The organism is Micromonospora sp. WMMD1102 (assembly GCF_029626265.1).
In the GTDB taxonomy this organism is placed as follows: Bacteria; Actinomycetota; Actinomycetes; order Mycobacteriales; family Micromonosporaceae; genus Plantactinospora.
Genome location: NZ_JARUBN010000001.1, coordinates 7270833 through 7291523, shown reverse-complemented (window position 1 = coordinate 7291523; position 20691 = coordinate 7270833). Strand labels below are relative to the sequence as shown.

Annotated in this window: 23 protein-coding genes; 4 read left to right on the top strand and 19 right to left on the bottom strand. The window is 73.7% G+C overall.

The window, feature by feature from the left end; all coding sequences use genetic code 11:
• Positions 1–76 precede the first annotated feature (76 nt).
• Complete coding sequence (locus O7626_RS33060) at positions 77–661, top strand: pyridoxamine 5'-phosphate oxidase family protein (RefSeq protein ID WP_278064918.1); 585 nt, start codon at positions 77–79, stop codon at positions 659–661.
• Positions 662–708: 47 nt separating this feature from the next.
• On the opposite strand, the gene O7626_RS33055 is transcribed toward O7626_RS33060, so the two are convergent.
• From O7626_RS33055 to O7626_RS33045, 3 genes are all read right to left on the bottom strand, one after another.
• A complete protein-coding gene (locus O7626_RS33055; protein WP_278064917.1) occupies positions 709–1476 on the bottom strand; it encodes a crotonase/enoyl-CoA hydratase family protein in 768 nt (255 codons plus the stop codon).
• A 144-nt stretch (positions 1477–1620) separates the two neighbouring features.
• Positions 1621–2571, bottom strand: a complete 951-nt coding sequence (locus O7626_RS33050; protein ID WP_278064916.1) for an EamA family transporter — start codon at positions 2569–2571, stop codon at positions 1621–1623.
• A gap of 127 nt (positions 2572–2698) precedes the next feature.
• The gene (locus O7626_RS33045) at positions 2699–3259 is read right to left on the bottom strand and encodes a DUF402 domain-containing protein (RefSeq protein ID WP_278064915.1); all 561 of its coding nucleotides are present in this window, start codon (positions 3257–3259) and stop codon (positions 2699–2701) included.
• Here O7626_RS33045 and O7626_RS33040 point away from each other — a divergent pair.
• Positions 3155–3928, top strand: a complete 774-nt coding sequence (locus O7626_RS33040; RefSeq protein WP_278064914.1) for a serine hydrolase — start codon at positions 3155–3157, stop codon at positions 3926–3928. The two genes, O7626_RS33045 and O7626_RS33040, sit on opposite strands and share 105 nt — an antisense overlap.
• A 20-nt stretch (positions 3929–3948) precedes the next feature.
• Here O7626_RS33040 and O7626_RS33035 read toward each other — a convergent pair whose 3' ends face one another.
• Both O7626_RS33035 and O7626_RS33030 read right to left on the bottom strand, forming a co-directional pair.
• Positions 3949–4308 carry a nuclear transport factor 2 family protein gene (locus tag O7626_RS33035; protein ID WP_278064913.1) on the bottom strand — a complete coding sequence of 120 codons (360 nt, stop codon included), beginning with the start codon at positions 4306–4308 and terminating at the stop codon, positions 3949–3951.
• Positions 4309–4448: 140 nt separating this feature from the next.
• The gene (locus O7626_RS33030) at positions 4449–5507 is read right to left on the bottom strand and encodes an NAD-dependent epimerase/dehydratase family protein (protein ID WP_278064912.1); all 1059 of its coding nucleotides are present in this window, start codon (positions 5505–5507) and stop codon (positions 4449–4451) included.
• A gap of 105 nt (positions 5508–5612) precedes the next feature.
• On the opposite strand from O7626_RS33030, the gene O7626_RS33025 reads away from it, so the two are divergent.
• The gene (locus O7626_RS33025; protein ID WP_278064911.1) at positions 5613–6461 is read left to right on the top strand and encodes a Rieske (2Fe-2S) protein; all 849 of its coding nucleotides are present in this window, start codon (positions 5613–5615) and stop codon (positions 6459–6461) included.
• A 148-nt stretch (positions 6462–6609) separates the two neighbouring features.
• Here the strand turns inward: O7626_RS33025 and O7626_RS33020 are convergent, their stop codons facing one another.
• From O7626_RS33020 to O7626_RS32965, 12 genes are all read right to left on the bottom strand, one after another.
• Entirely contained in the window at positions 6610–7908 is a 1299-nt protein-coding gene (locus O7626_RS33020) for a LysM peptidoglycan-binding domain-containing protein (RefSeq protein ID WP_278064910.1), read from the bottom strand.
• A gap of 15 nt (positions 7909–7923) precedes the next feature.
• Positions 7924–8442 (bottom strand): hypothetical protein, encoded by a 519-nt coding sequence (locus O7626_RS33015; protein ID WP_278064909.1) that lies wholly within the window; start codon positions 8440–8442, stop codon positions 7924–7926.
• A 7-nt stretch (positions 8443–8449) separates the two neighbouring features.
• Positions 8450–9004, bottom strand: a complete 555-nt coding sequence (locus tag O7626_RS33010; RefSeq protein WP_347404822.1) for a TadE/TadG family type IV pilus assembly protein — start codon at positions 9002–9004, stop codon at positions 8450–8452.
• Positions 9001–9426 carry a TadE family protein gene (locus O7626_RS33005; protein WP_278066428.1) on the bottom strand — a complete coding sequence of 142 codons (426 nt, stop codon included), beginning with the start codon at positions 9424–9426 and terminating at the stop codon, positions 9001–9003. The genes O7626_RS33010 and O7626_RS33005 overlap by 4 nt, the downstream gene beginning before the upstream one ends.
• A 45-nt stretch (positions 9427–9471) precedes the next feature.
• Positions 9472–9714, bottom strand: a complete 243-nt coding sequence (locus O7626_RS33000) for a hypothetical protein (protein WP_278064908.1) — start codon at positions 9712–9714, stop codon at positions 9472–9474.
• Positions 9715–9772: 58 nt separating this feature from the next.
• A complete protein-coding gene (locus O7626_RS32995; protein ID WP_278066427.1) occupies positions 9773–10642 on the bottom strand; it encodes a type II secretion system F family protein in 870 nt (289 codons plus the stop codon).
• Positions 10642–11538, bottom strand: a complete 897-nt coding sequence (locus O7626_RS32990) for a type II secretion system F family protein (protein ID WP_278066426.1) — start codon at positions 11536–11538, stop codon at positions 10642–10644. Before O7626_RS32990 ends, O7626_RS32995 begins: the two co-directional genes overlap by 1 nt.
• Before the next feature lie 46 nt (positions 11539–11584).
• Positions 11585–13024, bottom strand: coding sequence for a CpaF/VirB11 family protein (locus tag O7626_RS32985; RefSeq protein WP_278066425.1), 1440 nt, complete (start codon positions 13022–13024; stop codon positions 11585–11587).
• 250 nt (positions 13025–13274) lie between these two features.
• Entirely contained in the window at positions 13275–14078 is an 804-nt protein-coding gene (locus O7626_RS32980; RefSeq protein ID WP_278064907.1) for a ParA family protein, read from the bottom strand.
• A 2-nt stretch (positions 14079–14080) separates the two neighbouring features.
• Positions 14081–14740, bottom strand: a complete 660-nt coding sequence (locus tag O7626_RS32975; RefSeq protein ID WP_278064906.1) for an SAF domain-containing protein — start codon at positions 14738–14740, stop codon at positions 14081–14083.
• Positions 14741–14774: 34 nt separating this feature from the next.
• Complete coding sequence (locus O7626_RS32970; RefSeq protein ID WP_278064905.1) at positions 14775–15770, bottom strand: hypothetical protein; 996 nt, start codon at positions 15768–15770, stop codon at positions 14775–14777.
• The gene (locus O7626_RS32965; protein WP_278064904.1) at positions 15764–16318 is read right to left on the bottom strand and encodes a hypothetical protein; all 555 of its coding nucleotides are present in this window, start codon (positions 16316–16318) and stop codon (positions 15764–15766) included. Before O7626_RS32965 ends, O7626_RS32970 begins: the two co-directional genes overlap by 7 nt.
• 583 nt (positions 16319–16901) lie before the next feature.
• Here O7626_RS32965 and O7626_RS32960 point away from each other — a divergent pair.
• Positions 16902–17627, top strand: a complete 726-nt coding sequence (locus tag O7626_RS32960) for an A24 family peptidase (protein ID WP_278064903.1) — start codon at positions 16902–16904, stop codon at positions 17625–17627.
• An 87-nt stretch (positions 17628–17714) separates the two neighbouring features.
• Here O7626_RS32960 and O7626_RS32955 read toward each other — a convergent pair whose 3' ends face one another.
• Together O7626_RS32955 and O7626_RS32950 are read right to left on the bottom strand one after the other, a co-directional pair.
• On the bottom strand, positions 17715–18293 hold the full coding sequence (locus O7626_RS32955) for a CGNR zinc finger domain-containing protein (RefSeq protein ID WP_278064902.1): 579 nt from the start codon (positions 18291–18293) through the stop codon (positions 17715–17717).
• A 57-nt stretch (positions 18294–18350) separates the two neighbouring features.
• On the bottom strand, positions 18351–20576 hold the full coding sequence (locus O7626_RS32950) for an ATP-dependent RecD-like DNA helicase (protein ID WP_278066424.1): 2226 nt from the start codon (positions 20574–20576) through the stop codon (positions 18351–18353).
• Positions 20577–20691: the final 115 nt, after the last annotated feature.

Below are 20691 nucleotides of genomic sequence, written 5' to 3'. Positions count from 1 at the left end.
CCTTTGCCGGTCGGCTCGCGCCGTGGTCGATCCACTCGGCTACCGTGGGGTGGGCACTACGGGGGAGGGCGGGTCGATGGGAAAGACCTACGACCGGATCGACGGCCGGCTGCGCGGCTTCATCGAGGACCAGAAGGTCTTCTTCGTGGCGACCGCACCGCTCGACGCCGACGGGCACGTGAACCTCTCCCCGAAGGGGCTCGCCGGGTCGCTCGCGGTGCTCGACGAGCAGACGTTGGCGTACCTCGACTTCGGCGGCAGCGGTGCCGAGACCGTCGCGCACCTGCGGGAGAACGGCCGGATAACGCTCATGTGGTGCGCCTTCGACGGCCCGCCGAACATCGTCCGGGTGCACGGCCGGGGCGAACCGGTGTTCCGGGACGACCCCCGCTGGGCAGAGCTGATCCGGCACTTCCCCGAGCAGGCCGACTCGCCGGGGCAGCGGGCGATCGTGCTGGTCACCGCGCGGCGGATCAGCGACAGCTGCGGCTACTCCGTCCCGTTCATGGACTACCGGGAGGAGCGGACGCTGCACTCCGACTACTTCGGCCGGAAGACCGACGAGGAGTTCGCCGCGTACTGCGAGCGGAAGGACCACGTCGGCAGCAGCCTCGACGGCCTGCCGGCGATCCCGCTACCGCTGCCGCCACTGCCGGCCTGATCGTTCCGGCTGTTCCGGCCGTGCCGGGGCTCAGACCGTGCCGGGACTCAGGCCGGGTCGAACGTCCCGTGCCGGCCCTCTCCGGCGGTGAACCGGGCCACCCCGTCGGTGGCGTCGGTGGCGAGCGAGTTCATCCCGTACGCCAGCTCGGTGCGCATCGCCTCCTCCTCCGGCCGGCCGGCGGCGGCCAGCGTGGAGAGCCGGTCGTTGCGCAGGCAGGTCTGCGGGAAACCGGCGATCTCGGCGGCCAGCGCCTCGGCGGCGGCCCGTGCCTCGCCCGGCTCGACCAGCCGGTTGACCAGCCCCATCTGGTACGCCTCGGTGGCCGGCACGGGGCGGCCGGTGAGGATCAGGTCCATCGCCCGGCTCTGCCCGACCAGCCGGGCCAGCCGCACCGTCCCGCCGTCGATGAGCGGTACGCCCCAGCGGCGGCTGAACACCCCGAACACCGCGTCGGACTCGGCGACCCGCAGGTCGCACCAGAGTGCCAGTTCGAGCCCGCCCGCGACGGCGTACCCGGAGACGGCGGCGATCACCGGCTTGCCCAGTCGCATCCGGGTCGGACCCATCGGGCCGTCGCCCTCCGGCTCGACCCGGTTGCCGCTGGGGGTGGTGATCGCCTTCAGGTCGGCGCCGGAGCAGAAGGTGCCGCCCTCGCCCCAGAGCACCGCCACCGAGGCGTCCCGCTCGGCGTCGAAGCTCCGGAACGCGGCTGCCAGCTCCCGGGCGGTCGGGCCGTCCACCGCGTTCCTGGTCTCCGGCCGGGACAGCACGACCGTCCGGACCGGACCGTTCTGCTCAACTCGAACCCCCACCGGACAAGAATGCCCGCCGCGCATCCTGTCCGCACCCCTCGATATCCCCGGCGGTTCCGGTCGATACCGCCACGGTTTCAGCCGGACCGCCCGGACCGCTAGGACCGCTCCGGCCGGCCGGTCGAGCGGGCGGTGACCGCGCCTTCAGCCGGACCGCTCGGACCGGCCGGAGCGGGCGGTGAGCGCGCCGAGCGAGGCGGCGACGACACAGCCGATGCCGAGCAGTTGCGGCCAGCCCAGCGTCTCGTGCAGCAGGGTCAGCCCGACCAGCGCCGCCACCGCCGGCTCCAGGCTGAGCAGTACGGCGAAGACCCGGGCCGGCATCCGGCGCAGTGCCGCCATCTCGGCCGAGTACGGCAGCACCGAGGAGAGCAGCGCGACCCCGAGGCCGAGCGTCAACGTCCACGGGTCGAACAGCGCCGCACCGCTGCCGGCGACCCCGAACGGCAGTACGCAGACCGCGCCGACCACCATCCCGAGGGCCAGTCCACGGCTGCCGCCCAGCCGGGTGCTGACCGCCTTGCCGAACACGACGTACCCGGCCCAGCCCAGCGCGACCAGCCCGCACCAGGCCAGTGCCGTACCGTCCAGCGGGCCGGCGCCGCCGCCCGGACCGAGCAGGCCGGCGAGCAGCGCCACCCCGAGCCCGGCCAGCAGCACCCAGCCGACGTCCCGGGCCCGGCGACTCGCCGCGACCGAGACCAGCAGCGGTCCGGTGAACGCGATGGTGACCGCGACGCCGAGCGGTACCCGTTGCAGCGCGGTGTAGAAGGCCAGGTTCATCCCGGCCATCGCCACCCCGAACGCCGCGACCAGCCCGGCGGCGCGCGGTCCGAGCCGCAGGGTCGGCCGGACCACCGCGACCAGCACCAGGGCGCCGAAGCCGAGCCGCAGCGCGGTGGTACCGCCGGGACTCACCGTCCGGAACAGTCCGGTGGCGATCGCCGCGCCGACCTGCGTCGAGACCATGCCGAGCAGCATCAGCAGCGGCGGCGGCACCGCGTCCGGCCCGACCAGCGCGGCGAGCCGGCGTGCGCCGCCCGGCGCCGGCCGCGCGCCTGACGGCCCCACGGCACAGGTGTACGTCCCAGACATGCCGATCATCCTGCGACCCGGGTCAGCCGCGACGCGAACGGATTAACCGGGCCAACGGATCACCGGGGCGAACGGATTGCCGGCGGTGCGGGATTGCCGGCGGAGTGGCCTGCCCGGAGCGGGCGGGTCAGCGGCCGGTGAGGGTGTCGAAGCCGTCGGCGGCCAGTTCGGCCAGCTCGTCGAGGGCCTGCCGGGCCCGGGCCGCCGTGGCCGGCTCCCGCTCGGGCAGGCCGCTGGCGACGAACTCGTCCTCGTCGAGCCGGTACACCTCACTCAGGTCGGCCGAGGCCCACAGGTCGAGGTCAAGGTCGGGGACCACCAGCACGTCGTCGCGCACGGTCGGCGGCCGGGTCACGTCGCAGTACCAGCCCTTGCGGGTGCCGGCGGCGTCGTACACCTCCTTGACCGAGTACCAGCGGTCCCGCCAGTAGTGCTCGGTCCAGACGTCGCCCGGCTCGAACCGGACGAAGCCCATGTCCCGCACCACGTCGTTCGCCCAGGGTGCCTGGACGATCAGGTGGTTACCGTCGTCGGAGACCACCGAGGCGGGATAGCGCAGGTCCGGTCGGGGTGCCTTGACCAGGTGAACCGTCACCGGCTGGCCGGGCGTGAGCCGTGCCGACCCGGCCCCGGCCGGGTCCTCGCCCCGGGCCGCCGTCCGGCCGTCCACGTCGTCCTGCCCGGTCAACCCGTACCCCCGCTCGCCGGTCTCGCCGGTCTCGCCGGTCTCTTCGGTCTCTTCGGGGGCGACGTTACCCGGACCCCCCAGGCGGGCGCCTCAGGGTTTGGTCCGGGCAACGCCCCGGATGTCGGAAGCGGTCGACCGGGCGCCCGGTTCCGGATCGGCAGCGTGACCAAGGTCTGCACCGCCACGGTGGTGCCGCAACTCGCCGCCGAGCGCCGGATCGACCTGGCCGCCCCGTTCCAGCGGTACCTGAGCGTCACCCGGAACGGCACGACCAGGCTGGTGGACGTGACGAACTGGAACCAGAGCATCACCCCGGCCTCGGTGACCTGGTCTCGACAGTGGCCGACCTGGACACCTTCACCCGGGCGCTGCTCGGCGGCCGGTTGCTCCCGGCCCGCCCAGCTCGCCGAGATGTTCACCCGGCCGCCGGTCGACGACGTGGCCGGCGGCCCCGCACAGCACAGCGCCGGGCTGACCGCCTTTCCGCTGCCGAACGGCGAGGTTCTCTGGGCCAAGTCCGGAGCCCGGTACGGCTACTCCGCCGCGATCGCGGCCTCCGAGGACGGGAGATTCCGGGCCGCCTACTCGGTGACCTCGACCGACGCCAAGGGCGACGGCCGGAACGCGGTCACCGACGCGATCACCCAGGCGATGCTGGGCCTGCGCTGAGACACCTGGGGCGGTGCCGGTCAGTTCGGCGGAGAGTAGGGCCACTCCTCGAACGCCGCACACCGGCCGTCCCCGGCGAACGTCATGATCCAGAGGTCCCGGAATTCCTCCCCGGTGCCGTACCGGACCTCCAGCCGGGCCACCGCCACGTCGCCGTCGACCGCGACGATCTCGCTGGTCATGTCGAACTCCTCGGCGGGGCCCGCCCGCTCGGCCTCCCACATCTCGCCGATGTCCGGCAGCCCCACCACCGGCTCCCGGTACGGCCCCGGCAGGTAGCTCGCGTCGGGAGTGAAGAGCGCGGCGAGGGTCTCGGTGCCAGGGGTACGCCAGGCCCGCTCGTACCCGCCGATCCAGCTCTGTACCTGACTTCGGTCCATGGCGTCCCACTGTGCCACCCGGACGCCGGCGGCCGGGCCGCTTTCCGTCCGCGCCGCCCGAGATCGCACCTGGCGGTCAGCCGGCCTGGCGGTCAGCCGGCCTGGCGGTCAGCCGGCCTGGCGGTCAGCCGGCCTGGCGGTCAGCCGGCCTGGCGGCCGGTGACCCGCTCGGCCGGGCGCGGCGGCGGTCCGGTCGTTTCCGGTCTGGCCGTTTCCGGTCCGGCGGCGGTTCCGGCGAGCGTCTCCCGCAGCGTCTCCCGGGCGTCCCGCCGGGGTCGCCAGCCCAGCTCCCGCTCCGCCCGCGAGCAGTCCAGCAGCGGTACCGACGCGCCCGGTTCCGGCCAGCTCCCGTCCACCGGCACCGGTCGGGCCCGCCTGCCGGCCCGGGTCAGCAGCCGGACCAGGCCCAGCGGCAGCGGTACTGCCCAGCCGCCCAGCTCCGCCGCGAGCAGTCCGCCGCCGACCACCGGCTCGGCGGCGATGTTGAACGCACCGGTCCGGTCGCTGTGCAACGCCCGCAGGTACGCCTCGGCGACGTCGTCGGCGTGCACCACCTGGATCCGCAGCCGACGGTGCCGGGGCACCACCGGCAGCCGGCCGGAGCGGAGCAGCGGGACCGGGGTGAACCGACCGAGGAAGTGCCGGGCGACCTCTGCCCCGACGTCGCCCCCGAGGACCGGGGCGGTACGCAACCGGGTCACCCGCAGCACCGGATAGTCCCGTACGGCGTCGGTGAGCATCGCCTCCACGGCCGCCTTGTCGACGCCGTGGCCAAAGCGTCCGACCCCGGCCACCGGCCAGTCCTCGTCGATCCGCCGGTCGGCCGGGGCGGGCGCGTACGCCGTGATCGAGGAGGCGTGCACCAGCTTCGGCACCCCGGCGGCCAGCATCGCGTTGAGGACGTGCCGGCTGCCGCCCAGGTTGAGCTGGCGCAGCCGCGCCGGGTGCTGGCCGGGCTGGACCTGCCAGGCCAGGTGTACCACCGCGTCCACCCCGGCCAGCCGCTCGGCGAGCGGATGCAGGCAGGCCGGGTCACCGAGGTCGGCGGCGTGCCACCGCACGAGATCGTACGGCTGCCCGGCGTCCGGTGGAGGGCAGCGCCGGGCGATGCCGACCACCTCGACGTCCGGTTCCCGGGCGAGCCGGCGCAGCAACGCCGTACCGACGTTGCCGGTGGCTCCGGTGATCGCGACCCGCATGCCGGCCGGTCTACCCCGAGCCGGTCCCGGTAACCCGTTCGAGGGTACTGGCCGGTCCGACGGCGTGCGAAGTTTGTCCACCCACGGGGCGGGTAGTCCCAGTCGGTGCGAGCACTCCTGAAACTTGAGCAGGCTAGCGGCCTGGACCGGACGGCGGAACGCTTCCAGCGGGTGGTCGCCGGGGCGATCCGGCCGCAGTGGCTACGCGATGTCCTGCACGGGGTACCGATCGGGCATCCGCTGCATCCGGCCCTGGTGCAGGTGCCGATCGGCGCCTGGGTGAGTACCGCCGTCCTCGACCTGATGCCGCAGCAGCGACGCGCCGCCACCACCCTGGTGGCGCTCGGCACGGCCACGGCGGTGCCGAGCGCGGTCTCCGGCTGGAACGACTGGAGTGCCCTCTCCCGGGAGCAGCAGCGGGTGGGCTTGGTGCACGCGCTCGCCAACGGCGTCGCCATCGCGATGTACGCCGGCTCGCTCGCCGCCCGCCTCTCCGGCCGGCACGGTCTCGGCCGTACCCTCGGCTACCTGGGTCTGGCGGCGGCCGGCGGCGGCGGCTTCCTCGGCGGCCACCTCGCCTACAAGCAGGCGGCCAACGTCAACCAGGGTGTGCCGGACCTGCGCCGGATCGAGGACGGCTGGCACGCGGTCGCGGACATGTCCGCGCTGCCGGAGCACGAGTTGCTGACCCGGCGGATCGACGACATCGCGGTGGTGGTCTACCGGGACGGCGACGACGTCACGGTGATGCTGGAACGGTGCGCCCACCAGAGCGGTCCGCTCGGCGCCGGCCAGGTCGTCCGGGAGAACGGCCGTACCTGCGTGAAGTGCCCCTGGCACGGCAGCATGTTCGAGCTGGACGGCGGCGAGGTGGTGCACGGCCCGGCCAGCAGCGACCAGCAGGTCCTGCCCACCCGGGTGGTCGGCGGCGTCCTACAGACCCGGCTGCCCTGAGCCGCACCCGAATCGACCCGTTCCGCGTATCTGGGCCGGCTCGTGCGGCGCACCCGAATCGACCCGTCCCGCGCACTTGGGTCAGTTCGTGCGGCACACCTGGGCCGGTCGTGCGGCGGGGTCGGTTCGTTCGCGTGGTTGGCTCGGCTCATTCACGCAGGCGGTGCCGGCCGAAGACGGGCCGGCGGCCCGAGCGGTTCCGGAGTCCCAGGACCGCACCCACCTGCGCGCCGACGATGCTGGCCACCGCGATCACCGCGGAGACCGCGAGCGGGCGGTTCACCTCCTCGGCCGCACCGGCCCGGGAGGCCGTGACCGTGTACCCGCCGCCGTCCCGTTCGGCCGTCGACGGCTGGGCGGGCGCCGTATCGGCCGGTGACTGCGGGTCGGCCGGCAACTGCGGGTCGGTCGGTGGCTGCGGCGCGTCCGGCTGTCCGGCCTCCGGGGCGGCCGGCTGGCCGGGTACGGCCTGCGGCCAGCCCCCGGGCGGCGGCGGGGTCGCGACCAGTCCGGTGGCGTGCTCGCGTACGCCCCGGTCCTCGGCGCTCGACGGCAGGTGCAGCAGTTGGCCCGGCCGGATCCGGTCCGGGTTTCCGATCTCGTTGAGCTTGGCCAGTTCCGGGTAGCGGTCGAAGTCGCCGAGGTAGCGCCCGGCGATGTGCCCGAGGTAGTCGCCCTTCTCGACCCGGTAGACCGGCTCCGGCTGCTCCGCCGCCTCCCCGGCCAGCCACTGCGGCGCGGGTCCGGACGCCGGTTCCGCCGCCAGCCAGTGCGGTGCCGGCCCCGACGCCGGCCCGTCGCCGCTGACCGGCGGCCCACCCCGCACCGCCGCCGCCGGCACTCCGCCGACCACCGCCTGTCCCGCGCCGAGTGCCTGTCCCGCGTCGAATGTCTCTCCCGCGCCGGCCGCCTGCCCCGCGCCGGCCGCCTGCCCCGCGCCGGCCGCCTGCCCCGCGCCGAATGCCTGTCCCGCGCGGGCCGGCTGCGTCGCGCCTCCGGGGTGCGTTACCGCCGTCCCCGGTGCGGCCACCGCTGGTGTCGACGCCACCACCGTGGCGGCAGCGGTGGCGGCCGGGCTGACCGCCAGGACCAGGGCCACCGAGCCGACCAGGGTGGCGGCCAGCCGCTGCTGCCGGCCGAGTCCGGGCAGCCGGACCGCCGGCCGGCGCAGGATCCGGGCCGGGATCTCGACGAGTACCGAGAGGGCGAAGGTGGCCCAGCCGGCCCAGCCGGCGACCGCCAGGGCCCGCAGGAAGAGCTGGCCGTCGTCCCGGCTGGTCAGCGCGGTCCCGATCTCGTCCAGCCCGGGTACGTGGTCCGGCAGCGGGTTGCCGGCCAGGGCGAGCAGCGCCAGGGGCGCCCCGACCAGTAGTCCGATCAGGACGACAAATGCCCCGAGGCCGGTGCAGAACTGGCCGGCCCGGCGGGCCGCCCGGGATGCAGGCATGACTATGCCCCCTATTCAGCGGTTCGTCGTGGTGAGGAGTGTCGCGGTGGCCGTACCGGGCACCGTGATGTTGTCGGCGAAACCGAACAGGTCGAGAAAGACCGTGTCGTAGTCGAGTTCGAGGTCGACGGTGAGCGTGGAGTTGTCCCCGGCGACCGCGAACTCGACGTCCCAGCGCTGCACGTCGTCCACGCTCGCGAGGTAGTTCCCGACCGCCGTCCGGGCGGCGGCCTGGTCCAGCAGGGTGGTGCCGTCGAGGAGCAGTTGCCCGAGGTCGATCGCCTGGCCGCCGGCCCGGGCCGCCTCGGCCGCCAGGTTGTCGGCCCGCTGCATCGTGCGGAGCTGCCCGGCACCGTCGTAGGCCAGCCCGATGATCGCGAGTACGCCGATCAGCGCCACCGCGAGAAACAAGCTGACCCGCCCGGAGTCCGCCCCGACCGGCTGCTCCGCCCCAGCCTGCCGCACCGGTCGCGCTGGCTGCACCGGTCGCGCCGGTCGTACCACCGGTCCGCCGGTCCGCTCCCGGGCGCTCATCCGACGCTCATTCGGTGCTCCGGCCGCGGTAGCGGTCCAGTGGGGACGCGAACGTCGCCTCGACGGTGCTGAACGTCCGGGCTCCCGGCAACAGTGGCATCCGCAGGTCCCGTACGGAGACGTCGCAGGTGACGGTGACGACGACCGAGGCGTCGGTGCCGAGGCCGATCACGTACACCTCGTCGAAGCCGGCCTGCTGGCCGTTGACCGTACCGGCGAAGTCCAACTCCGGCTCGTCGGAGCAGGCGAGCCCCTCGGCGTCGAGTCGACTGTGCACCGCCGCCCGTGCCGCGTCCCGCCCGTCCGCCGACGTACGCGAGATGGAGGCGGCCCGGGCGGCGTCGTGCGCGGCGGCCTCGATCGCCTCGTGCGCGACGGCGGTCCGGCCGGCGACCCCGGCCAGCGCGACCAGGGCGAGGAAGGCCGGGGTGAGGATGGCGGTCTCCACCGACACCGAACCCCGGTCCCGCTCCCGGTCCCGGCGCCACACCGGCCGCCTCGCCAGCCTCGTCGGCCCGACCCGGCTCGTCCGCTCGCCGGGTGCCGCCTCCGGGCCGGTCACGGCGCCGTCTCCTCGTCGGTGAACCGCTCCAGCGTGCCGAACGCGGTCTCGCTGATCGGCGGCAGCGAGATCAGCGGCATCACCCGGAGCGGCTGACCCGTGACGGTGGCGCTGACCTGCGTGTCGTCCGGCTCCGGAACGCTGACGGTGACCTCCCAGTCGACCAGCCAGTCACCGGCCCGGTCCAGGAAGTCCTCGGCACGCTGCTGCCCCACCCCGGGCTCGGCCTGGTATGCCCGCTGCGCGCTCACCGCCGACTGCGCGGCGTTCAGCGCGGTGGCCCGGGCGATGAACCAGGCGGCGGCCTGGATCGAGGCGAGCAGCAGGATCAGGATCGCCGGCATCAGCACGGCCAGTTCGACGGGGTTGGCACCCCGGTCCCGCTCCGCCCCGAACGTCCGGCGCCACCGGCTCCCGGCCACCGCCGGAAGCCGGTACCGGAAGCTGCGGCGCGGTCGCGGCACGGGTCAGTCCTGGCCCGTGCCGGGGTCGGCACCGCCCGGGTCCGCGCCGCCCGGACCGGGGATGGCGTCCATCCAGTCGCCGACGCTCTGCGACACGGCGACGGTGACCGCCAGCGCGGCGGCCACCAGGCCAAAGATGATCACCGCGGTCGGGACCGGGCTGTCACCGCGGTCCCCCTCACCGGTACGGCGCAGCTCCGCGATCCGTACCGCGAGCGCAATGTGCAGGTAGTTGACGATCGACATTGCGGTCTCCCTTCAGTGCGACGGTGGGTCGAGGTCGGGTTCGAGGTCAAGGTCAAGGTCAGATCCGGGCCACGAACGGATAGAGGACGAAACCGACGAGTACGAAGACCAGCAGCGCACCCGGCACGTCCAGCCGGCTCGTCACCGCCTCGGCCCGGGCCAGGTTGTCGGTCCGGATCTGGTCGCGCAGCGAGTCGGCCCGGCCCCGCAGCGAGTCGTGCACCTGTGCACCCTCGGTACCGGAGGACTGCATGATCGCCCCGACGTCACCGAGTTCCGGAATGCCGATCTTCTCGGCCAGGTCACGCAGCTCGTCCCAGGGCGAGTGCATCTGCAACTGAGCCAGCCGCAGCGCCTCCCGGATCCGCTCGAAGACCCAGCCGTCGCAGACCTCGGCCGCCCGCTCCAACGCCTGCACCGGCCCGTGCGCGGCCGACAGTTGCAGGGCGACCAGGTCCAGATAGGCGCAGACCGCCTGCCGGAACTCCCGGCGGGCCCGGTCCGCCTTCACCAGGACACTCCGGTGCGCCATGAAGACGCAGAGCAGTGCGAAGCCGAGTGCCCCGACGGTCGGCACCACGAACGGCAGCCGGATCCCGGCGAGCATCAGGATCGCGGTCGACACCGCCGGAGTCGCCAACCCGATCAGCCCGGAGAGCAGCAACGACAGCGTGTACTGCTCGGGCGTCTGCCCGATCAGCGCGAGCTGCCGGTGCGGCGGGCGCAGCCAGCGGGTAGCCCCGGCCAGCCAGTCCAGATCGTGCCGGCCAGCCCGTGCGGGACGCCCCGCCCCGACCGGCTGGTGCAGCCGACGCAGCGCCGGCCCGAGCGCCGGAGTGGCCGGCAACGCCTCCCGCACCAGCAGGAACAGCCCCAACCCGACGGCCGACCCACCCAGCACCCCGGAGGTCAAAGTCCAGTTCAGAATCATCTCAAGACTTCCTCGCGGTCCGGCGGGGCGAGGAAACGGGCCGGCCTGGGTGGCAGGCTCATCGCCCGTACCCAGGCGAGCAGGGCGACGAAGGCGGCACCGAGCAGCACCATCACCAGCTGCCCGTCCGGCGTGCCGTACGGTTCCATGTAGTCCGGGTTCACCAGCCCGTACGCCAGCACCAGCAGGGTCATCCCGGTCAGGAAGCGCACCGCGAACCGGGGCTGCGCCCGCTTCGCCTCCACCTCGCGTCGGGTCACCACCTCGGCCGCCGCAGCCGAGGCGATCGCCCCGAGTACGTCGCCGAGCCGCTCACCCCGGTCGGTCAGGTGCAGGATCAGCGCCGCGACCACCTGGTCGCAGACCGGGTCCCCGATCTCCTCGGCGAACGCCAGCAGTGCGGCCCGCCCCTGCCAGCCTGCCGCCAGCCTGGCGGCGAGCAGGCGTACCTCCTCGTCGATCTGGTCCGGCGCGGTCGAGACCGTACCGATGATGGCCTGCTGGAGTCCCTGGCCCGTGCCGGAGACGTCCTTCAGCCGGCGGGTCCACTCGCCGATCGCCTCGATCCGGTTGATCGCCCGCCGCTCGGCCCGGCCGGTGCCGAGCAGCCACGGCACGCCGGGGACCGCGACCGCGGCCAGCAGGCCGACCACCGGCAGCCCGGTGAGCAGGAACGCCACCGCTCCGGCCACGGTCGCCCCGACCAGCAGGGTCTGGTGCGCGCGCTGCTCCCGGGCACTCGTACCGTCGCCGAGCCAGAGCCGGCGCAGCACGGAGTTCCGGGCCGGGCCGGCCGGCCGCTTCGTCCCGACCAGTGCCACGACCACCAGTACCAGCCCGCCGGCGCAGGCGATCCCGGAGAGTACGGCGATCAGCTCGATGTTCGACGGCAGCGTCACGATGCCACCCCCGGACCCCCCGCGCCCCGCCCCACCCCGATCACGCCAGCCGCCCCAGCAGACTGTGCCGGGGCCGCCGCCACCCACCCGTACCCGCCTCGATGTAGCGGGTCAGCAGCCGCGCGTCGTACCCGACCCGGAGCAACTGGTCGCGGACCCGTTCCGGCAGGTGGCGGGGGACCGCCCGGCCGTCCGGCCCCGGCCCGAACACCGTCGTCGTGGTGATCCGGTTGCCGTCGCCGACCCCGACGACCTCCTCGACGTGCGAGACGAACCGGTGCTTCCGGCCGCCGATCGCGGTCTCGTCCTCGATGGTGACGTAGACGATCAGGTCCAGCGCGTTCCCGGCCATCCGCCGGGCCTGCTCGACTGTCATCTCCCGGCCGTGCGACAGCGCCAGCTCGATGATCCGCTCGCTGACCCCGGCCGGGGTACGGGCGTGGATGGTGCACATCGAGCCCCGGCTGGTGGTCATCGCCTGGAGCATCGGGACGATCTCCCGGGACCGGACCTCGCCGACGATGATCCGGAGTACGCCCATCCGCAGCGCCACCGGGATCAGGTCGGCGATCGTCACCTCGCCGGCCGGCCGCCCGTCCGGACCCCGGTCGCCGTGCCCCTCCCGGGACTCGAAGCTCATCACCGCCCGGTGCTTGCGGCCACGCCGGGCCGGCAGCAGCTCCCGGCTCTCCTCCAGCAGCACGTACGGCTCGTCGACCGGGATCTCGTCCATCAGCGCCCGGATCACCGTGGTCTTGCCGGCACCGGCCAGCCCGGCGACCATGATGTTCAGCCCGGCCCGCATCGCCGCGCGCAGGAAGTCCCGGATCAGCACGTCCAGCATCTCGTCCAGGTCGGCCCGGCCACCGGCGATCTCGTCCAGGGTCACCTCGACGGTGTTGTGCTTGCGGATCACCGCGTACGGGCGGTGGCTGACCAGGAAGACCGCCGCCAGCCGGCTGCCGTCCGGCAGTTGCAGGTCCAGGGTGGGCTTGGAGGTGGAGAGCGACCGCTCGGTGGCCCCGGCCCGGCGGGCCGCCGCCTGGAGGATCTCCACCATCTCCTCGTCGCTGTCGGCGATCGGTTCGGCCCAGTCGACGCCGCCGCTGCGCCGGGTGATCCGCACCGAGTCGCAGCCGAGGATGTGTACCTCCTCGATAGTGTCGTCGACAAGCAGCGTCTGTAGCCGGCCGAGCCCGACGAGTTCGGCGTTGACCTGGTCGAGCAGCATCCGCTCCTCGGCCGCCGACATCGGGGTGCCGGCCCGGCGGGTGGAGTCGGCGTACTCGGCCACCACGGTCACGGCGAGCCGGGCCCGCTGCACGTCCTCCTCGGCGGTGCTGAACTCCCGGCCGCGCTGCCATCTGGTCAGCCGTTCGCTCAGCTCGCGGCGCAGTTCCCGGACCACCGCGAAGTCGACCCGGGGCCGGGGCGGGGCGGGCGGCGTCACCGGCTGCGGCACCACCGCGTACGCCGGCACGCCGCCGCGCTGCGGCACACTCCCGTCCGGCAGCGCGGGGCCGTAGCGGCGGCCCGGGTCGCCGCCGTCCTGCCCCGCCGGGCCGTAGCGGGGGCCCGGGTCGCCCGGTGCGGGTGTGCCGCCGGTGCCGGGCGGCAGCGGTACCGGCCGGTGCCCGTTGTGCGGGACGACCTGCCAGATCGGCGCGGTGGAGGGTGCGGTCGTGTCGGCGTCCGGGTCGCCCCCGGCACGCGGGTCGGAGTAGACGGGCTCAAAGCGCACCGGGCACCCCCTCGATAGCGGCCGGCCAGCCGAGCCGGGCCCGTCGCCGGTCGAGCACCGCCCGGACCGGCACCTCCAGGGCGCTGGCCGCGCGCATCAGCGGCCGGTTGGCGCGTACGGTGCCGCCGTGGCTGAGCACCTCGGCGGTACGCGGGTCGTCCGGCAGTTGCCCGATCACCGGAAGCCGGAGCGCCTTGCCCACCTCGCTCCGGCCGTGCTCCCCGCCGATCAGCAGCAGTCGCAGCGTGTCGGCCGGCACCCGGTGCTCGGCGAAGTCCCGCTCGATCGCCCGGACGGTGGCCTGGGTGCTGGACAGGTGCGGCAGCCGGGCGGTGGTGACGACAAGCACGAGGTCGGCGGCCCGGAGCAGCGGCCACGGCGGCCCGACAACCTGGAGCCGTCCACAGTCGACGAGCACGTCGTACGCCGGGCGGCCCTTGGCCAGTTCGGCGAAGAAGTCGGCGAACCGCTGCCAGAGCGGTACGACACTGCCGGCCTGTGCCGGGTCGACCACGCCGGGCAGCAGCAGCCGTTCCCGCCGGGGTGCGTCGAGGTCGACGAGCTGCGACCAGAACGCCTCCTCCAGGTTGCCGTCCCGCAGTTCGCCCACGGCCAGCTCGCCGATGCCCCGGGGGCCGGGCAGCGCCCCGCCGAGATAGCCGGCCAGCACCGACCCGCCGGACGGGTCGCACTCGGCCAACACCACCCGGTGGTGCCAGGTGAGGGTGCAGGCGAGGGCGGTCGTGGTGACTCCGGGCGATCCCTTGGCGGAGACGAGGGCGACGATGGCCACGGTCAGGCTGCCGCGTTCAGTACGACCGCGATCCGGTCGCCGGTGGCCAGCGCCACCACCGCCGGGACGTCCCGGGCGGCGAGCGCGAGGTAGAGCACGACGGAGTTGCTGGCCGGGGTGGCCATGTCGATGACTGTCGCCTGGAACCGGGTGGCCGGCGCGGCGGCGGTCCGGGCGTCGTTCCCGGCGGTGCTGAACAGCAGCACCTTGTCGCCGGGGCGGAGCCGTTTCGCCGGTACCTCGCTGGGGCGCAGCCCGATCGAGATCTGCTGCTGTCCCGGGCCGAGCAGTGGCTTGTCGGTCAGCTGCGCCATGCTGAGCAGGGTGCCGGGGACCAGCGTCACGGTGGCCCGCTTGCCGACCACCTCGGCGATCCGGTCGGCGGCCACCGGTTCGAGGCCCTGCCCGCCGGCCACCTGCACCGTCACCAGGTCCTCGGCGGTGAGCGCGGTGCCGACCGGTACGGCGCGGGCGACCGCCAGGTAGCTGCCGGTGGCGCGTACCGAGGTGATCGCGAACGCGGATCCGAGCCCGCCGAGTGCGATCAGCAGTACGGCGAGGCCGAGCAGCCCGGGACGCATCCGGCGCTGCCGGACGATCCGGGGCGGGGTGATCGGCGCGTCGATCGGCGCACCGGTGGTCGGACTGGTCGCCACGGTCACCCCGTCACCACCCGAAGCCGCACCTGGAGCAATGTCACCTCGTCACCACCTGGAGTTCGTCGATCCGGATCGTGGTCGTGGCCTCCCGGCTGGTGGAGAGGGCGTCCTGGTCGCCCTCGCCGGTGTTGCTGCCCCAGGGCACCGTCCAGTGCTTGACCGCGGTGATCTCGTACCGCCCGCCCGCCCTTCCGCCGCTCGACCGGGGATAGCCGGGGTACGCGCAGGCGGCGGCGGGCGGCTGGCGCGGGTCGTGGCTGCCGGCCTTGAACGGCACGCCGGCCGAGGTGCACGTCAGCGTCTCGCCGTTGCCCATCCGCCAGACGATCTTCGTCGGAATCGCCTCGATCCAGACCGTCACCTCACCGTCGGTCGCGGTCTTTTGCTCGCGTTCCCAGCTCGACGCGTCGTGCAGCCACACCGGCACGCCGACCAGGCCGGGTGCGTCGCTCGGCGCGGTCCGGATCTCCGGCGGTTCCAGGTTCAGGCTTGCGAAGAGGTTCAGGGCCATCTGCTCGGGGTCCGGCGGCGCGAACCCGGCCGGCGGGTCGGCCAGGTAGACCAGATCCGAGCTGGGGCCTCCGCTACACGTCCGCAGGTAGCCGGTCTGTCCCGCCGGGACGTCCGCCGGCTGCGGCTCGGCCCGCTTGTAGTAGCAGTCGTCGGCGCTGTTGAACCAGCCGAGTATGTCGTCGTAGCAGGGCACCTCGGTGCCGTCGTCCTTCTCGCAGACCCGGTTGCCGCCGCCGGAGCCGCCACCGTCGCCGTTACCGTTACCCGAACCGTTGCCGTCGCCCGTCCCGCCGGGCTCGTTCTGCCAGACGTCGCAGTTGGTCTGGCCGGGCGGGCACTCCGCGCCCGGGTCCGCCCCGGCCGGCCCACCCGGCACCGCCAGCGCGACGGCCAGGACCAGCCCGGACACGGCACCGGCGGCGAGCACCCGCCGGCCCGCCCCGGCTGCGGCACCCGCCGTGCGCGCAGGCAGAGCCGCACCCGCGACATCGCCCGCCGGGCGCGTCCACCGGGTCAGCACGGCTGGTCCTCGTGTGAGGCGCCGGCGCTGATCAGCCAGCGGCCGTCGGGATAGCGGGTGGCGGTGGCGGTGGCCAGGTGCCGGCCGCTGGCCGAACCCGGGACCACCTTCCGGTCCTTCTTGTAGACCAGCCGGTAGCCGGTGGCGTCGATGCAGTCCTGGATCGAGACGGTGGCCGGGTCGGCGACGAGGTCGACCGCGATGACCGTCGGATTGGAGACCAGCTTTCCGGTACGCATCGCGCCGTGCTCCTTCGCATCGCGAATGGTGAGCCTGACCCGGGTCAGCAGCGGATCGGCGAGGTATTTCCGCAGTCCCGGATCGAGTGGATCGCCGGCCCGCTCGGCTTTCCGGACGGCGTCCAGATAGCCGGCGTACGCGGCCAGTGCTGATTTCTCCGCCTCGGCGGCTCCGGCGTCGGCACTGGCCGCTGCCGCGTCCGAGGTGTCGGGTGGGGTGGCGCCGCCGGGCCGGTTGCCGCATCCGCCGACGAGCAGTGTCGCCGCGAGCAGGGCGGCCCAGAGGTACGCCGGTTGCCGCCTTCGCAACGGTGCCTCCTCCAGCTCCGCCGCCGATCGCCCACCCCTGAGCGGAGTCGACCGGACTGTTCCCGCCGACGGATCGGCGGGGACGTGGGCAGGGCCGCTCCGCCCCGAAGGCCCTCGACCGGGCCCGGCGCCGCCGCATCCACATTCGGGTAAGTCGATCTAGATTTGGTGTGGGTATTGCCGAGCGATCTTTTTGCTGCCTGCCAGCCGACGGTTGTGTGCCGTCCAGATGGCGAGCATAGGCTGACCGCCGACGATACAACAGGGGCTATTCGAGAGAATACGTACGGTTACGATCTCTGTTGTCGACCGGCATCTCGATCATAAGATGTCGGTCGATGGCACTGAAGTGATCAATGTTGGGTCGGCGGAGAAGATCCGCTGTCCCTTCCGTTCAGATTGTGCCGGCCCGGTGGAGCGAAATGCCATGGATGACGATGATCTGACAGCTTCCGTACCGGGCCCGCGGGGTCCCCTCACCGGCCCGCCGCAGAGGCGGAGGGCGGCCGTCGCGCGTGCGGCAGGGCTGCCTCCGGCGGAGCGCGGACGATCCGAGAAACGCGATCATGAAGTTACTCTGCGTGTGCGGTGGCCGGTTCGGGCCCTGGCGTTGCTGGCCGTCACCCCGCTGCTGCGCTGGCTCGTCGCCGCCGACTCGGTGGCCTACGGCCAGCCGCGCCGCTCCGCCTGCGACTCCTGCGGTGCCCCGGTCGGCCCGGCCGGGGCGCTGCGTCCGCTCACCCCGTCGGCCCGGTGCGCCGGCTGCGGTGGCAGGGTCGGTGCCGCACCGCTGGCCGTGGAGATCGTCCTGCTCCTCGCGGTGGCGGCGGTGGTGGTGGCCGCCCGGCCGCCGATCGAGACGATCGCGTTCGGCTGGTGGGTGGCGTGTGCCGTGCCGCTGCTCTTCGTCGACCTCGCCGTGCACCGGCTGCCGGACCGGCTCAGCTACGCCGCCGCGATCGGCACCCTCGGCCTGCTCGGTGTGGCGGCCCTGGCCAGCCGTGACCCGTCGGCCTGGTGGCGGGCGGCACTCGCCGGACTCGGCGCCGCCCTCCTCCTCGCCGGCACCACCCTGCTGCTCGGCCGCCGGGGGTTCGGGCTCGGCGACGCCAAGCTGGCGTTGAGCGCGGTGGCGGTGCTCGGTTGGCTCGGCTGGCCGGCGGTGGTGCTCGGCGTGCTGCTCACCTTCGGCGCCTCGGCGCTGTGCGGGCTGGTCCTGCTGGCGACCCGCCGGATCGGTTGGCGCGGTCACCTCCCGTTCGGCCCGTTCCTGGTCTTCGGCACCCTCGGCACACTGGCCCTGAGCTGAGCGGGCAGGGGCCGAGCAGGGCAGGGGCCGAGCAGGGCAGGGGCCGAGCAGGGGCTCAGCGGGGCTGGGTGGCCGCGCGGAGCGGTCTCAGGGGGCGAATCCGGGGCGGCCGGCGGACCGCCCGGCCCGGTAGGCGCGCATCTTGGCCCGGCTGCCGCAGAGGCTCATCGTGCACCAGCGGCTCCGCCCGGCCGGGCTGTGGTCGTAGTACACCCACTGGCAGCGGTGTGCGGCGCAGGCCTTGAGCCGGGGCCAGGTGCCGGCGGTGGCGGCGTTCAGGATCCCGGCGGCCACGTCGGCGATCAGCGCAGCCGACCCGCCGAGCCCGGCCACCGGCACCGCCCGGGTCGCACCGGTGCCGTCGATGGTGAGCAGCAGCGGGGAGGTGGCGAGGGCGTGCCGCAGCGCGGCGACGGAGGTGGCCGGCACCTCGCTGCCGGCATGTCCCCGGCAGGCGTCCCGCAACGCCTCCCGGAACCGCCGGGTCTCGGAGACGTCGGAGTCGGTGAAGCTGAGACCGGTCGCGCCGTTGGCGGCGGCGAAGGCGGTGAGTTCGGCGATCGTACGCAACCGGTCCCGGCCCGCTCCCATGTCGACGGTGTTCAACAGGTTCTGCACCAGGGCCAGCGGTCCGGGTGCGGGGGCACGGTCACCGGGCTGCCTCATCACGCCACCGTACGCACCCGGCGCCAGCCCGGGGTAGCCGTAGTCGATTCTTGACCGTCAATGCGTCGGGTCGGTGGTGCGCGCCAGCGGTTGTCGCGGCGACTCCAGCCGGTGGGTGAGCGCGGTGTGCCGGCGACCCGTTCCGGCGGTACGGACCGCGATGGCCAGCGCCTTGCGTGACCCGGCCAGCACCACCAGCTTCCGGGCCCGGGTCACAGCCGTGTAGAGCAGGTTCCGCTGCAACATGGTGTACGAGCCCATCGTCACCGGCACCACCACCGCCGGGTACTCGCTGCCCTGCGACCGGTGCACCGTGATGGCGTACGCGTGTTGCAACTCGTCGAGCTCGTCGAAGTCGTACCCGATCTCCTCGGCCTCGTCGGTGCGGACGGTGAGTTTGCGCTCCTCCACCGACAGCCCGGTGACCACCCCGACGGTGCCGTTGAAGACCCCGGCCGCGCCCTTGTCGTAGTTGTTCCTGATCTGGATGACCTTGTCGCCGACCCGGAAGACCCGGGCGCCGTGCCGGCGCTCCGGCTGCCCCTCCCGGCCCGGCGAGATCGCCTGTTGCAGCGCGGTGTTCAGGTTGCCGGCGCCGGCCGGGCCCCGATGCATCGGGGTGAGCACCTGGATGTCCCGGGGCCGCAGGCCGAACCGGCGCGGCACCCGGCGGGCCACGATGTCCACCACCAGCTCGGCGGTCGCCTCCGGCTCGTCCACCGGGAAGAGGAAGAAGTCGGGATAGTCACCGAGCAGCGGCGGCTGGCCGGCGTTGATCCGGTGCGCGTTCACCACCACCCCGGACTTCTGCGCCTGCCGGAAGATCTTCGTCAGCCGGACCCGGGGGACCGACCCGGCGCCGAGCACGTCCCGGAGCACCTCGCCGGCCCCGACCGACGGCAGCTGGTCGACGTCGCCGACCAGCAGCAGGTGTGCACCGGGCGCGACCGCCTTGACCAGCTTGTTGGCCAGGATGAGGTCCAACATGGACGCCTCGTCCACCACCACCAGGTCGGCGTCGACCGGGTTGTCCCGGTCGTGCGTCGGGTCGCCGCCGGGGCGCAGTTGCAGCAGCCGGTGCACGGTCGCGGCCGGATGCCCGGTCAGCTCGGTCATCCGTTTCGCGGCCCGCCCGGTCGGCGCGGCCAGCACGATCTTCGCCCCCTTGGCGGCGGCGAGCGCGATCACCGACGAGACGGTGAACGACTTGCCGCAGCCGGGTCCGCCGGTCAGCACCGCGACCTTCGAGGTCAGCGCGAGCCGGACCGCGGCCTCCTGCTCCGGGGCCAGTTCGGCACCCGTCCGGGTACGCAGCCAGCCCAGCGCCCTCGTCCAGTCCACGGTGGCAAAAGCCGGCATCCGGTCGGTGCGGTGGTGCAGCAGTCGCAGCAGGCTGGCCGCGAGCGCGGACTCGGCCCGGTGGAACGGCACCAGGTAGACGGCCGGGATGGTGCCGCCCTCGCTGCTCGGGTTCGGCACCGCCTCCCGGACCACACCCTCCTCGGCGGCCAGCTCGACCAGGCAGTCCCGGACCAGTTCGACCGGGACCCCGAGGATCTCGGCGGCGTCCGCCACCAGGTTCGGCTCCGGCAGATAGCAGTGCCCGGCGTCGGCGGCCTCGGAGAGCGTGTACTGGATGCCGGCCCGGACCCGCTGCGGACTGTCGTGCGGGATGCCGACCGCCTGCGCGATCGTGTCGGCGGTCTTGAACCCGATCCCCCAGACGTCGGCGGCCAGCCGGTACGGCTCGTTGCGCACGATCGAGATCGACCCGTCGCCGTACTTCTTGTAGATGCGTACGGCCAGCGAGGTGGAGACGCCGACGCCGGAGAGGAAGACCATCACCTCCTTGATGGACTGCTGCTCCACCCAGGCGGCGGCGATCAGCTTCGTCCGCTTCGGGCCGAGCCCGGGGACCTCGACCAGCCGCCCGACCTCCTCCTCGATGACCCGCAGCGTGTCGACGCCGAAGTGCGCCACGATCCGCTCGGCCATCTTCGGCCCGATGCCCTTGATCAGCCCGGAGCCGAGATACCGCTCGATACCCTGCACCGTCGCCGGCAGCACCGTCGTGTACGACTGCACCTCGAACTGCCGCCCGTACTTCGGGTGCGAGCCCCAGCGCCCGACCAGCCGTACGCTCTCGCCGGGTTGCACTCCGAGCAGCGAGCCGACCACGGTGAGCAGGTCGGGGCCGGTCCGGTCGGTGGCGAACCGGGCGATCGTGTAGCCGGTCTCCTCGTTGGCGTAGGTGATCCGTTCCAGCACCGCCTCCAGCACCACGCCGGCGGGCCGGTCGGTGGGGTGGCGCTCGGCGGTCGGCGCCTGCTGTCCGGTCACCACAGCATCATGCAACACAGGAGCACCGAGCATCCCCGCCGCCACCACCGCCCCGGGC

What these genes read in the sequence shown, in the direction of transcription:
- O7626_RS33060 (WP_278064918.1), top strand. Translation starts at nt 77, where the DNA reads ATGGGAAAGACCTACGACCGGATCGACGGCCGGCTGCGCGGCTTCATC.
- O7626_RS33050 (WP_278064916.1), bottom strand. Translation starts at nt 2,571, where the DNA reads ATGTCTGGGACGTACACCTGTGCCGTGGGGCCGTCAGGCGCGCGGCCG.
- O7626_RS33035 (WP_278064913.1), bottom strand. Translation starts at nt 4,308, where the DNA reads ATGGACCGAAGTCAGGTACAGAGCTGGATCGGCGGGTACGAGCGGGCC.
- O7626_RS33030 (WP_278064912.1), bottom strand. Translation starts at nt 5,507, where the DNA reads ATGCGGGTCGCGATCACCGGAGCCACCGGCAACGTCGGTACGGCGTTG.
- O7626_RS33020 (WP_278064910.1), bottom strand. Translation starts at nt 7,908, where the DNA reads ATGCCTGCATCCCGGGCGGCCCGCCGGGCCGGCCAGTTCTGCACCGGC.
- O7626_RS33015 (WP_278064909.1), bottom strand. Translation starts at nt 8,442, where the DNA reads ATGAGCGCCCGGGAGCGGACCGGCGGACCGGTGGTACGACCGGCGCGA.
- O7626_RS33000 (WP_278064908.1), bottom strand. Translation starts at nt 9,714, where the DNA reads ATGTCGATCGTCAACTACCTGCACATTGCGCTCGCGGTACGGATCGCG.
- O7626_RS32955 (WP_278064902.1), bottom strand. Translation starts at nt 18,293, where the DNA reads ATGAGGCAGCCCGGTGACCGTGCCCCCGCACCCGGACCGCTGGCCCTG.